Here is a 12,601-nt window from a genome sequence, read left to right on the forward strand (position 1 = left end):
TCACAACCTACCTTCAAGACACATCACTGCCACAGGCGTGTCAATTGCCGACAATACCCATTATCGAGAATAAGGTTGACCCAAGACTCGACCGTGTCATTTCTGAGGACTTCTGAGTTGCCCTATGGTGGTTACCCCAATTGAACCCGCCCCCCGACGCCCCTTGACCACCGATCTGGTGGGTCAGTATTTACGAGAAATTGGCCGCGTCCCGCTCCTCAGCCCCGCCCAAGAGGTGACGCTGGCACAGCAGGTGCAGCAATACCAGAGTCTTTTAGAGGTCTGCAAGCAGTCCTCAGATCCAGACCTTCAAGCTTATACCGCTGCTTTGGCCGAGCGCGATCGCCAACATCGTCAATTGGGGCACATGCCCAATCGTCAGCAGTGGGCTGCCGCCCTCAAGCTGAGCGTTGAGGAACTGCAAGTGGTAATTCAGCGCGGTTGCCAAGCCTGGGCGAAGGCCGCACAGATCTCCGTTGCTGAACTAGAACAGATCGAATACCATGGCACCCACGCCAAAGCCCAACTGCTGCAAGCCAACCTCCGCTTAGTGGTCAACATTGCCAAAAAATATCAACATCGCGGCGTTGAGTTCCTTGATCTGATCCAAGAAGGCACCCTAGGTTTGGAGCGTGCCGTTGAAAAATTTGACCCTGCCAAAGGCTTTCGCTTTAGCACCTACGCCTACTGGTGGATTCGCCAGAGTGTCACTCGTGCGGTTGCCAACCAAAGTCGCACAATCCGTCTGCCCATTCACATGGTTGAAAAACTCAATAAAATCAAGCGGGCGCAGCGCCGGTTAGCCATACAGCAGGGAGCTATGCCCAGTGTGGCTGAAATTGCCGCGGAACTGAATCTAGACGCAACCCAAGTGCGGGAGGTGTTACTAGCAATTCCCCGTGCCATTGCCCTTGAACAGCGGGTGGGGCCAGAGCAAGAGACCGAGTTGCAGGAGTTGATTGAGGCCACCACCCCTACCCCCAACGACGTGCTCATGCGGGACTCCTTGCGCATGACACTGCAGCAGATGCTCGGTGATCTGTCCCCCCGCGAACGGCAGGTGATCGAGCTACGCTATGGCCTAGGGGATCTTCCGCCACTGGAGATGTCGGAAATTGCTACCCTGCTCGGCCTTAGCCGTGAACGGATTCGCCAGATTGAGCACCGCGCCCTGCAGAAGCTGCGACAGCCACAACGACGACGGCAGATCCAAGACTACCTTGACGAGTTGGACTAGGATGACCAATTGTTCAGTATTTGGGGCTTGACCCGCTCTAAAAAATTTAACAGAGCAGCAGTAAACACGCCTTCGAGGAGGGCAAGGGGGACATGGCTTGCGATAATGACCCAAATGGCCGTAATTTCCCGTTGGCGATCCATGGTGGGTGGCAAGCCGAGAATGACAATGCCACTAAAGCAGCTAACGGCCAATAGCACACTGCCACAACCAAGGCTAAAGCCAAGGAGCGATCGCCCCCAGCCCCGACAGCGGTGCCAAAGGCCGTGAAATAGGCCAGCCGCCAGCAGCGCGGGCACACCCATAATCAGCGCATTTAGCCCTAAGGTGGTTAAGCCCCCATGGCCAAACATGACTGCCTGCAAAAACAAGCCCACCACCACCGCCATCATGGCACCATAGCCCAACAGGGCACCAAGGCTCCCCAACAGCAGTAAGTGAACACTGGCAAAGGGCAGGGGAATATACACCGCTGAAGCGGCAAAAAATCCTGCGGTTAATAGTGCTAAACGGGGTACCGTTGCCAGCGGATCCGGTTGCTGGCGTTGCAATTGTCGGAACGACCACCACAGCAGCCCGCCGGTGCCTGCATAGCCAACCCCGCACAACAATGGTGGCATTAAACCATCGGGAATGTGCATTACTCGACCTGTACGCGACGGCGTGACCACGCAAAGCAGGCGGTGCCGATCGCCCCCCAAAGAACTGCCAGCACCATAATACTCACCTGTAGGGGGGTGTACTGACTGAGGGACACAGGACTGGCAGCGGCTGTAACCTGTACCGCTGTGCTCACTGGGGTGGCATCGAGTCTTACGGGAACCGTAAGGTTACCACCATGCCCTGCCTGCCGTACCTGTACCTGCCAAGAACCGGCCTGATCCGGTGTAAATTGAAACTCCCCTGCGGCATTGGTGGCGCCTTGGATGACGGCCTGCTGCGGCTGATTGGGGGCAAACACCTTCACTGTGGCATTGGCCATGGGTTGGCCACTATCGTAGCGCGCCGTAATTTTCACCACCTGCTGTGCTTGATAGTTGAGGGCAACCCCGTGGGCGATCGCCTGCGGTGCGACCAAAAGGGCAGAACTCAGGGGTAAAAGAGACAGTAGCACCTTCATGAAGAGACCTCGCGACAATGACCTTCCCCAACGTGACCCACGCTTTTCAGCGCCTGCAATAAACGGTTATAGTCGGCTGGCGATAGCCGCTCTTGGAGGGTGGCCTGATCCACACTGAGACGGTTACCAGTACTGAGCGCCGCCAACGGATCAAAGCCAACCGCCGCTTGGTTAATCTCTGCGGTTGGAGGTTCTGCGCCATCCCCAAACAAATGGTCGAAATGCAGTGTAATTTCCAGCGCCGCTGTTTGGTCGGCTGCCACAATTCCTTTGCGCTCATCGCCAATATAGTCGCCGCAAACGTACTGCAACGGCTGATTCAAGGTAATTTCAAAGGGTAGGGTGACACTGCCGCGGCGAGCAGTGCCCACCAATTGCAACGTGGGATCCAAGGTCTGCCAAGCAATCGCATTGAAGTGACCGACCGGTGCAGGTGCGCTACCCACGAGGGGCGGCTGATCGGCCACCAAATCCACCGTCATCGCATCGGGAAACGCAACGGTGGCGATCGCCTGCGGTAATTCTCCAGATTCGGGATCAAAGGGTGGATTGGTTTGGTAAGCGGTAATGGCACCAAGGGTGAGATAGGCATGATCTAGGCGCAATTCCCAACCATCTTTGGTCGTCCACCCCTGAGTTAGGCGCTCTTCGCCATTGGCGTAAATCATCAGGGTACCGTTTTGTGCGGCTGGGCCACAGGCGGATAAAACCGCTATGACCACAGCACTCGCCAAATAACGTTGCAGCATACATTTCCTAGCACAAAGACGGAAAGCCACTGATACCAGACCATGATGGCTAGCGGCTAATGGTGAACAGGTTCAACACTTCCCCAGTGAACCGCAGCTGGCTTGGAAAAAACAATGCAGGGGAGGGGGATTCAGCGCACTTTGGCAAGAAGACCGTGCTTGGGGGCAAACAGCATCGCCACAATAAAAATCACCGTTTGCAGCACCACAATACACCCCCCCGTTGACGCATCGAGGTAATAACTAAGGTATGTGCCAAGGACACTGCCTAGCCCCCCACGGCAATAGCAATGGCGACCATCCATTCAAAGCGATCGCTCAGCAAATAGGCCGTTGCCCCCGGCGTAATCAGCATGGCCACCACCAGAATAATCCCCACGGTTTGCAGGGCAGCCACGGCAGTTAAGGACACGAGCGCCAGCAACACATAGTAGAGCAACGTTGTGTTCAGACCAATGGTGCGGGCGTGGGTGGGGTCAAAACAAAACAAAATGAGATCCCGGTGCCATAGGGCAATAGTGATGAGGGTAAGGGCACTAATCACGATCGTCTGCCAAAGGTCGCGATCGCTCATGCCAAGAACATTCCCAAACAAAATATGCATTAGATCAAGACTGCTAGTCGTTTTAGAGAGCAACACCAACCCCAAGGCAAAAAACCCCGTAAACACTAAGCCAATCACGGTATCTTCTTTAATGCGCGTTTGCTGCTGCACAAAGCCAATGAGAGTCACTGCGGCCAGACCAAACACAAACGCACCGATCGCCAAAGGAAGATGCAACCAATAGGCCAACACCACCCCGGGCAACACCGCATGGGACACCGCATCCCCCATTAACGCCCAACCCTTGAGGGTCATAAAGCAGGAGAGCACCGCACAGACACAACCGACTAAGGCACTTACGCCAAGGGCTTTGACCATAAAAGCGTGTTGCAGGGGGTCTAGTAACCAATCCCAGAGCATGGGGCAACTCCAGTGCTAGGTAACCAAATGTTTTTGTAGATACAGTTCTGCTTGGTTGGCACTCAGCGGTGGCGAAAAAAGATACCCTTGACCGTGGGGACAGCGCAGCGATCGCAGCTGTTGTAATTGATTGGTGGTTTCCACCCCTTCGGCAACGCAGTCGAGCCGCAGGTTTTGCGCCAACAGCAAGATAGTGTGCACGACCTCAAGATCCTCACGGCTGGAGTCCATGGTGGAAATAAAGGAGCGGTCAATTTTAATGCAGTCGAGGGGCAAACTGCGTAAATAGCTGAGGGAGGAATACCCCGTGCCAAAGTCATCAATGGCAACGCGAATCCCCATAGACTTTATACACAGCAGCAGTTCCCGTGCTGACTCCAGATGCTTCATGAGCGCACTTTCAGTAATTTCCAGCTTGAGAAATTGTCCCCAGAGGTGATAGCTATTTAGAGCCTGCTCAATGTCCGTGACCAAGGTTGGTAGCGAAAAGTGACTCCCCGATAGGTTAACGCTCAGGGTTAAACCAGCCGCCATCATTTTGGGATAGCGCTGTTGCCAGTCTCGCAGTTGCCTACAGGCCGCATGCAAAACCCAGCGGGAAATCTCAAAAATTAGCCCCGTTTCTTCTGCCACTGGGATAAATTCATCCGGTGGCAACATCTGGCCGTCTTTTTGCCAGCGAATCAGGGTTTCAAACCCCACCAGTGCCTGAGTGCGCAGGTTGACAATGGGTTGATAGTACAATTCAAAGTCACCGTGTTCAACCGCTTGTCGCAGTTCCACCTCTAGCCGCAGGCGATGGCGCACTTTTTGCAGCATTGGCTGGTCAAAAATGGCAATGCGATTCCTGCCTTTGGCCTTGGCATGGTACATAGCGGTATCGGCATCTCGCAGTAACTCTTCAGGATGGCTGTAGCTGCTGTTTCCCATCACCAAACCAATACTGACGGAACCGTGAAGGGTATAGTGGCTAATGGCAAAGGTTGAGGCAAGGCGATCGCGCAATTGACTGCTAATGGTGTAGGCATGATCGACATCCCGTAGATCATTGAGCAACACGCCAAATTCATCCCCCCCGAGCCGCGCCACAATATCTTGGGGGCTAAGGTGGCGGCTCAGCCGTTGTGCCACTTCCTGCAGGTATAGGTCCCCCACCGAGTGCCCTAAGCTATCGTTCACTGTCTTAAAGTGGTCTAAGTCAAGACACAACACCGCGTACTGATAGTTTGGCTGGCGCGCCGCTCGCTGCAGCGTGGTATGCAGATGCTCCTCAAAAAGCCAACGGTTGGGTAAATGGGTGAGGGGGTCGTGGCGGGCTTGGTAAAGCAGTTGAGCTTCCACCACTTTTCGTTCCTGTAGCTCAGTTTGGGCTTTTTGGTACAGTTCCGCCTGCAGGATGGCGATCGCCAATTGGGTGGAAATTTGCTTGAGCAACTCTACTTCGCTATCGTGCCACTCCCGTGGCTGGGCGCACTGATGACAAATCAGCAAGCCCCAGAGACGACCATCAACGGTGATGGGCACAACTAAGTTGGCTCTGACTTGATAGTGCTGCAACAATTCGCGGTAGCAAGTCTCGAGCGCCATGGTTTCAACATTGTTAACGATGTGAACCCGTCCCCGCCGGTAAGCCTCAATGTAGCGTTCTGTGAAGCAACTATCCCCGACAATATCCCCAAGAGCAGGCTGCCACGGCGGCACCACCGCTTCCACATCCATGATGCCGCGCCAATCGGGCAAAAAGCGATACACTAAAACGCGATCGCACCCTAAAAGCTGCCGCACATCTTGCACCGTACTTTCAAGGATGGCGGACAGATCAAGGGACTGGTGAATGTGCTGCGTTAGCTGCACCAAGAGGCGATCGTACTGCGCTTGGCGTACCAACCGCTGCTCAACATGGTGGCGATGAATGGCATTACGCAAACTCCGCGCCACTAAGTGCGGTGTTAACTCCGCCACACTCAGATAGTCTTGGGCGCCACTGTGAAGGGCTTGGGTGGCCACATCAGGGCAGTCGCTCTCGCCAATGACTACTAAAGGCACCTGCGGAAACCGCTGATGCAGTGTTTCTACTTGAGTGATCCCCTGCTCGTCATGGCACATCAGCACCAATACATCAGGACGGGCTTGGGCTACAAGACCAGGCGTTAACTGACCAAATAGGCAGGATTGAACGCGATAGGACACACATTCAATGGTCTGTAGATAAGGCTGTAAAATTTCACCCGATGGGGGGATGTTTTCGATGATTAATACCTGAATAGAAAACACTGGAATCCGACATTGAGCTAGCGATGATCCCCACTCCTTCAGTGAATTTTGGGAGCAGTCATCAACAGCGGGTAAAATGGCGGATTCATCAGTCATGAGGTCAGCTATTATTATCAGAAAACTTGTTAATCGTTGTTAGATCATTTTTAATAGTTTGCCTCTCTCACTCCATCATAGCCTTTAGGGGGGATCGCAGGGCAATGTTGCCAGGCTGCCTCAATCCGAAGCAAAACTGCTAGGTTAGGGGAAAGGTTTTTTCAAGGCATATGGCCATTGCAAAGGTTGCCATCACACAACAGTGCTGCCGTTGGGTCACCGCTATGGTCGTGGCGATCGCCACCGTCAGCACCCCAACCGCCAGTGTGGCGCAGCGAGATTTAATTCCCATTGATGGATCTGATGAAAAGATTCAGTTTCTTTTTGATATTGTTTATCACCCCCAGCGGGATCCGGCGCCGTTTCGCCTGCAAAATAGCGCTGAAGTAGAAGCTTATCAGCTTATCCGTACCATTCTACGCACCGGCACCACGATCTATGTGCGCCGCCAGCAGGATGGCAACTATGGCTCCTATAGCTTTAGCCAAGATCGCCTTGTGCTGCGCCCCCGTGCCCTTGCCCATTGGCCTATTTTTATAGAAACCCTGCGCCATGAAGGCTGGCACGTCGTACAAGCCTGCTTTGCCGCCAAGCAAGACCTCGACTCCCTTGTGCCCGTGGGGATGCGGGTCAACCCCCGCACGGTTGCCGACCTCTATAACAAGAGCGGCTATCACCCTGCCGATATTCCCATTGAAGCAGAAGCCTTTGAAGCAGAGCGGCTGCCTAACATGACCCTAGAGGGATTGCAGCGAGAGTGTGCCGACTGGCTCAACCGTCCCAGCAAGGATTAGGTACCGCCCAGATCATCTCAATCGTCGTAAACGCTGGTGAGTGAACAGTTGAACGTTGCACTCAGCAAGACGATAAGGTGTAGGTGAACGACGAGTGTATGGTTTTGTAAACGTCAACAATTTTCGGGACAGGTTGTTAGCTTGCTTCTCTAATTAGAAAAAACTGTTTAGTAAAAATTATCAACGCACTAACGGGAGAGCCGGAGAACATAATCTATACCTATAGTTTGACATACTCCCTAGTCTGACGTCACAGAAATTCCAACAGTCTTATGGTATTTGTTTGTTGACAACTGATCGGCGATCCCCCTAGCTCAGTGCCGACCTCTGTTAGTGTTCCTGCGCCTGAGGAGCCACCGCATATATCCTACATTATTTCAATGTAGATGGATTACATATACAATCTTATCAAATTCATGACCTGACAGTACATTAGTATTTCTTATTGCTAACGACGACCAGCGATCGCGTAAAGGTCAGGATTTAGCAGTGGTTGACTCTCAGAGAGCTGGGTTGGAAATTGATTTAGAAATTCTATAACATCTTGTTAAATCAGATCCTAAATGCTTCAACCACGATGTTAAGGTGTCAATAGCCAGCAAATTAGTGCATAGGCTTGTTTCGCTGCGATCGCCGCGAGTACGTTGTGTGTTTCCCTAGTTTTTGACACCATAAATTTTCTAATGGTGATATTGCCAGTGTGTTATTTACGATGAGTTCTGGTGAAAGGATTATAGACGGAATGGAAAAACCCAAGCCCCTAACCGGTAAGGCACTGCTACAGCGGCTTAATGAGATAGGCTACGTGACACGCAAAGAAGCAGCACGGCTGTGTGGTTACTATCGTATTACTGCCTCCGGTGAGGTAAAAACTGATTTATCGAAATTTTATAGCGCAATTTTGCAAGCCCGGGGTCTTGAACTAGAACCTCAGAAAGGGGCTGATCATCGTGATGGACGTGGGCGATCGCCCTCCTATCGGGTAACAGTTCATCAAAATGGACAAATTGTGATTGGGGCAGCCTACACCAAAGCAATGAATCTCAAACCAGGGGATACCTTTTTAATTAAGCGGGGGTATAAGCATATCCACCTCTACCAACTGGAGGATGCGGCGCTGGATGGAGTTAAACCCGACACCGCCAACCCAGAGCGATGATTGGGTAGCAGTAATTGTTGGCAACAGTCGCCACCACTGGGCACTATTTCACGGGGTAGAGCTTGTGCAGTGCTGGCATCTGACCCCCAGGGAATCGCCGCCAGCCGTACTGCGTTTAGTCAGCGATCGCGAGTGTTGGGGGGGCAGTGTTGGCCGGGTGCCGCTTCAGGAACTCTGCCCCAATGCCTTTCGCCTCAGCTTGATGGATATTCCCATTCCTGGCCTCTACCCCACCTTGGGACTCGACCGCGCCCTTGGGCTGTGGGGGGCACTGCAGGTCTATGGGGCACCGGTTTGCGTGGTGGATGCTGGCACAGCCCTTACCTTTACCCTTGCCAATGCTGCGGGAGAATTTGCGGGGGGGGCAATTCTGCCGGGGGTGGGGGCCATGGGGCAGTGCTTGGCCGACTATACGGCAGCGCTGCCTAGGGTGGCCATTCCTGAAGGCGTGCCACCCCGTTGGGCGATGTCCACCCCAGAGGCGCTGCAAAGCGGTGTGTACTTTGGCGTGGCGGCGATCCTCCAAAGTTATCTGGGTGCTTTTTACGCTGCCTATCCTACAGGTAAGGTGCTGGTCACTGGTGGCGATCGCGCCTTTATCAGCCAGCTCTTGGCAACCGATTTTCCGCAGCACCACTGGCAGGAAGACGAGCATCTGTGTTTTTGGGGTATTCGTGCCGTCCGCAACCAGCGGTTAAGATAGAAAAGCACCGTGCACTACAGAGCCGATACTCCCATGGAGCGTGGCCGTGACTTTACTGATTTAGCCCTAGGGCTAGTCTCTGCCCAGAGCTTTCCGGCAATTGTCGGCATTGCGGATCACATGCTGAAGTCCTCCGATGTGCTGCTAGTGGGCTACGAAAAAATTGGCAGTGGCCATTGCACGGCCATTGTGCGCGGTCGTATTGCCGATGTGCGCTTGGCCATTGAAGAAGGCGCAGAGCGAGCACAGCAGTTTGGCCAAGAACTAAGTACCCTAGTGATTCCCCGCCCTGACCCTAACCTAGAGAAGATTTTGCCCATTGGTAGCTTGCTAGCACAGTTGACAACAGGCACCCGCGGCCACCGCCTGAGTGGTCATGCCGTCGGCCTGCTCGAAACTCGCGGCTTTCCGGCGATGGTAGGGGCTGCCGATGCCATGCTGAAGGCCGCAGATGTGATGTTGACAGCCTACGAAACCATTGGAGCGGGTTTGTGTACGGCCATTGTTCGGGGCACCGCATCCAACACAGCGATCGCCCTCGAAGCAGGGATGGCCGAAGCCGATCGCATCGGAGAACTCCACGCCGTAATGCTGGTACCACGGCCTCTTGAAGATTTAGATCAATCTCTCCCCCTTGCGCCAGCCCTGCAGAAAGAACTGCGCCCCTTACAACTGCCCCTCAACCTCAAACAAAAAGAGACCGAGCCACTCGTGCTCAATGCTGCCACCGAAGATGCTGTGACCGTTGAAGCCTCACCAGAGGCACTACCGCTAGAGCCACCCTCTCCCTAGGCGCTAGCGTTCTCTTGTCTCGGGCGGTTCTAGAGGTTGTAACACCGTGGCTGCGTCCTTGAGCCACTCTAACAGTTGGCGATCCTCGTGCATGGCAGTATCCTCCAGAAGGGTGTGCAGTAGGGCAGGGGTTTGGCCGGTCACGCTTTGCCATGCCTGCATTAGTTCAGAATCCTCAGGCAGATGGTGAGGGTTGCTGCGATCGGCGATTAACCCTAAGCGTGCGGCTAAGTTGTGGCGGAGTTGCCCTTGGAGTTGCTGGCGGACAAAGCCTCTCTGCTGGGCGCGTTGCAGCACACCGGCTAAGGCGGCAATGTAGGTGGCACTATTACTGAGGGTGGCGACTTGCTCTTGCAGGGGTGGTCCAAAGCGCTGGCTCTGCTGCCACAGCAAAAAGATTAGAATCACCCCCAGTTGCAAACTAATGCCTAGCCATTGGGTACGACTGAGGTAGTCCAGCACACTGCGAGGCTGCAAGCCGGTGTCCACGTCTTCCGGGGTGCGTTGTCGATAGCCGTGCAGCCACTCGTCAAAGTAAATGGTAGTAATGGTAGTCGTGCTGGGTAAGCCCTGCAGGAGAGCGGCCACCGTAGCAAAGTTGGCCAGTTGGGTATGGCTGCCGTAAGCGTTGGCCACCAGCCACGGATAAACGCTCTGGAGTTGCTGCCCAGTTCTTTCACCGATGAGGGTGGTTTGGAGGTAGGCAATGAGACCATAGTCATCACTGAGGAGGGGGCGATAGCGGGGTGCTATATCGCGGGGTTGCAGCCGCCGTCGTGTTTCCACAAGGACAGACCCTTGAGAGGTCTGCAAGCGATAGCTAAAGGGCGCAGCGGTGGGTTCGCCGTGCCAATAAAAGCGGACTAAGGTGTTGCCATCTGCCATCCACTGGGCTAAATCCGCTGATGGGTCTCGGAGCCGACCACTGATTTGCAGGAGTACGTGCCCTTGGCCGGAGAGGTTGGGGTAGTCTCGCTGCCAGCGCTCCACCTTGAATCCTTGCTGTTCGAGGTACTCGTAAAACTGACGGCTGCCCCAAGGGGAATTGTCGTAGGAGGAACCCGCTTTTGCCGAGGGAGCAAGCGTCATGAGCAACACTCCGACCACCACTAGGACTAAAACGGAAAGCAACAGCAAAAGCCAGCGCCAGCGGGAGGGGGTCTTCATCGCGAGGGTGACTGGAGTTGAGGTTCAATGTCGAAGTAGGCGGCCTGACAGGTGGCAAGGGTCTGCGCATCTAGCGCTTCACCGCCGTAGTAACTGCGGCTGTGAACGTGGAACAGGTGTTGGATGCTGCGGCGCACGGTAGGCGATCGCTCCCCCAACTGAAACAGGCGTTCTAACTCCTGTAGATACTCCCGGTTCGTCCAATGGCTTTGTACCCGTAGCCACCCCGCCTCTTGTAAACGGTATAAAAGCGCCATATAGAGTGCACGACACGCACCACTGTAGTCCCCAGCGAGTTGCCGAGCTTGGGCAAGCTCTAGCCACTCATGCACTAGCTTAGGTCGCTCTCTTGGGGTGGTTACTGGCATCGTCTGCAAGGGGCGCGATCGCCGCTGCCACCATCGCCACAGCCAACGTCCTAGTAAGTAAAGACTCAGGCCAAGAACCAACAGTAACAACCAGCGGAACAGCCATTGCACCCATGCTTCAAAGGTTGCACTCTCCTGCCACAGCGGTGAAGCTTCCGTGCGGAACAATTCTAGGAAGAAGTATTCTAGGGCTTCACTCAGTTGCCGCCACAGGCGATCGCCTTGCCAGCGGAGGGTTTCCAAAAAGGTCACGGGGGAGTCAGTAGATCAGAAGAGATCAGAACTTATGCCTCCGATTGTCGCACAAATAACACTGGGCACTCCGCATAGACCCGCACATAGTCCGACAACGACGTCCCTAAGAGTCGATCTAAATCCGGCAAGCTGCGGGCAATGGAGGGGCGGCGATCCGGAGACCCCAGTACCAGTAGATCTGCATTGGTATCGGCGGCAATTCGGCAGATCTCTTCTGCGGGTTTACCGGTAGCGAGGACGCACTGGCAATCAATCCCCCGCTGTTTGGCAAGCCGCGCTGCCTCTGCAAGCACTGGATCCGTTTCTGCTGAACCCGTTTGAATATCAGAATGGCCTTTGAGATCTGGGTTGACATGGGCAACGATTAACTTCCCCCCCTTTAAGCCATCCATTAATCGCACTGCTAACTCCAAGGATGCCTTGGCGGCAGGCTGGGCATTGAGAGCCACCATAATGCGGTTAATTTTTTTCACGAACAGATCATCGCGCACCAAGAGCATGGGCCGTGAGGACAGCTGAAAGACGTACTGACTCACGGAGTTCGCTAGGATAGACTGCAACCGTTTGAGGCCACGGGAGCCCATGATAATCAAATCCGCATTGATCTCATCGGCAACTTGCAGCACGGTGTCTTTCGGGTCGCCTTCCCGCAACAGGGTATTGACGCTAATTACCGGATCGAGGTGCAGACGTGCCACTGCCTCCGCCAGCAGCTTCGCCCCCGCTTGGCGTTGTTCCGCCATGTCTTCGGCAGTAATTTTCGGGGGAATCACATGGAGCACGGTCACCGCCGCTCGCTGAATCGCTGGCAGTTCCATCAGCGACTTGAGCATTTGTTCGGATTGTCCTGTTCCCGAGTCTGCCAATAGAATATTTTCAATCATAGGTATCAAACTCCCAGAGGTTGGTGATCATCACGGCAC

General features: G+C 54.3%; 12 protein-coding genes and 1 pseudogene. 5 read left to right on the forward strand and 8 right to left on the reverse strand.

Features of this window, described 5'->3' with window-relative positions; translation table 11 throughout:
- Nucleotides 1-124 precede the first annotated feature (124 nt).
- Complete coding sequence (locus tag BRW62_RS06445; RefSeq protein WP_099798760.1) at nucleotides 125-1,237, forward strand: RNA polymerase sigma factor, RpoD/SigA family; 1,113 nt, start codon at nucleotides 125-127, stop codon at nucleotides 1,235-1,237.
- Here BRW62_RS06445 and cbiM read toward each other — a convergent pair.
- The 5 genes and pseudogenes from cbiM to BRW62_RS06470 form a co-directional block, all read right to left on the reverse strand.
- Nucleotides 1,234-1,878 (reverse strand): cobalt transporter CbiM, encoded by a 645-nt coding sequence (gene cbiM, locus BRW62_RS06450; protein ID WP_099798761.1) that lies wholly within the window; start codon nucleotides 1,876-1,878, stop codon nucleotides 1,234-1,236. The genes BRW62_RS06445 and cbiM overlap by 4 nt on opposite strands.
- Complete coding sequence (locus tag BRW62_RS06455; RefSeq protein ID WP_198406198.1) at nucleotides 1,878-2,357, reverse strand: carboxypeptidase-like regulatory domain-containing protein; 480 nt, start codon at nucleotides 2,355-2,357, stop codon at nucleotides 1,878-1,880. The genes cbiM and BRW62_RS06455 overlap by 1 nt, the downstream gene beginning before the upstream one ends.
- Nucleotides 2,354-3,106 carry a DUF4382 domain-containing protein gene (locus BRW62_RS06460; RefSeq protein WP_099798762.1) on the reverse strand — a complete coding sequence of 251 codons (753 nt, stop codon included), beginning with the start codon at nucleotides 3,104-3,106 and terminating at the stop codon, nucleotides 2,354-2,356. The genes BRW62_RS06455 and BRW62_RS06460 overlap by 4 nt, the downstream gene beginning before the upstream one ends.
- A 131-nt stretch (nucleotides 3,107-3,237) precedes the next feature.
- Nucleotides 3,238-4,070 (reverse strand): annotated as a pseudogene (locus BRW62_RS06465) (metal ABC transporter permease).
- A 15-nt stretch (nucleotides 4,071-4,085) separates the two neighbouring features.
- A complete protein-coding gene (locus BRW62_RS06470; RefSeq protein ID WP_099798763.1) occupies nucleotides 4,086-6,440 on the reverse strand; it encodes an EAL domain-containing response regulator in 2,355 nt (784 codons plus the stop codon).
- A gap of 170 nt (nucleotides 6,441-6,610) precedes the next feature.
- Here BRW62_RS06470 and BRW62_RS13345 point away from each other — a divergent pair, with 170 nt between their 5' ends.
- The 4 genes from BRW62_RS13345 to BRW62_RS06490 all read left to right on the forward strand — a co-directional run bounded on the left by BRW62_RS13345 (nucleotide 6,611) and on the right by BRW62_RS06490 (nucleotide 9,888).
- Entirely contained in the window at nucleotides 6,611-7,234 is a 624-nt protein-coding gene (locus BRW62_RS13345) for a hypothetical protein (RefSeq protein ID WP_198406199.1), read from the forward strand.
- Nucleotides 7,235-7,976: 742 nt separating this feature from the next.
- Nucleotides 7,977-8,393 (forward strand): AbrB family transcriptional regulator, encoded by a 417-nt coding sequence (locus BRW62_RS06480; protein WP_099798764.1) that lies wholly within the window; start codon nucleotides 7,977-7,979, stop codon nucleotides 8,391-8,393.
- Nucleotides 8,356-9,096 carry a pantothenate kinase gene (locus BRW62_RS06485; protein WP_099798765.1) on the forward strand — a complete coding sequence of 247 codons (741 nt, stop codon included), beginning with the start codon at nucleotides 8,356-8,358 and terminating at the stop codon, nucleotides 9,094-9,096. Before BRW62_RS06480 ends, BRW62_RS06485 begins: the two co-directional genes overlap by 38 nt.
- A 33-nt stretch (nucleotides 9,097-9,129) precedes the next feature.
- Entirely contained in the window at nucleotides 9,130-9,888 is a 759-nt protein-coding gene (locus BRW62_RS06490) for a carbon dioxide-concentrating mechanism protein (protein WP_099798766.1), read from the forward strand.
- Nucleotides 9,889-9,891: 3 nt separating this feature from the next.
- Here BRW62_RS06490 and BRW62_RS06495 read toward each other — a convergent pair whose 3' ends face one another.
- The 3 genes from BRW62_RS06495 to BRW62_RS06505 are packed head-to-tail and all read right to left on the reverse strand — an operon-like array spanning nucleotide 9,892 to nucleotide 12,562.
- Entirely contained in the window at nucleotides 9,892-11,055 is a 1,164-nt protein-coding gene (locus BRW62_RS06495) for a DUF4350 domain-containing protein (protein ID WP_099798767.1), read from the reverse strand.
- Nucleotides 11,052-11,675, reverse strand: a complete 624-nt coding sequence (locus tag BRW62_RS06500) for a DUF4129 domain-containing protein (protein WP_099798768.1) — start codon at nucleotides 11,673-11,675, stop codon at nucleotides 11,052-11,054. The genes BRW62_RS06495 and BRW62_RS06500 overlap by 4 nt, the downstream gene beginning before the upstream one ends.
- 32 nt (nucleotides 11,676-11,707) lie before the next feature.
- Nucleotides 11,708-12,562 (reverse strand): universal stress protein, encoded by an 855-nt coding sequence (locus BRW62_RS06505; protein ID WP_099798769.1) that lies wholly within the window; start codon nucleotides 12,560-12,562, stop codon nucleotides 11,708-11,710.
- Nucleotides 12,563-12,601: the final 39 nt, after the last annotated feature.

Origin of the sequence: Thermostichus lividus PCC 6715 (assembly GCF_002754935.1) — a bacterium.
Lineage (GTDB): Bacteria > Cyanobacteriota > Cyanobacteriia > Thermosynechococcales > Thermosynechococcaceae > Thermosynechococcus > Thermosynechococcus lividus.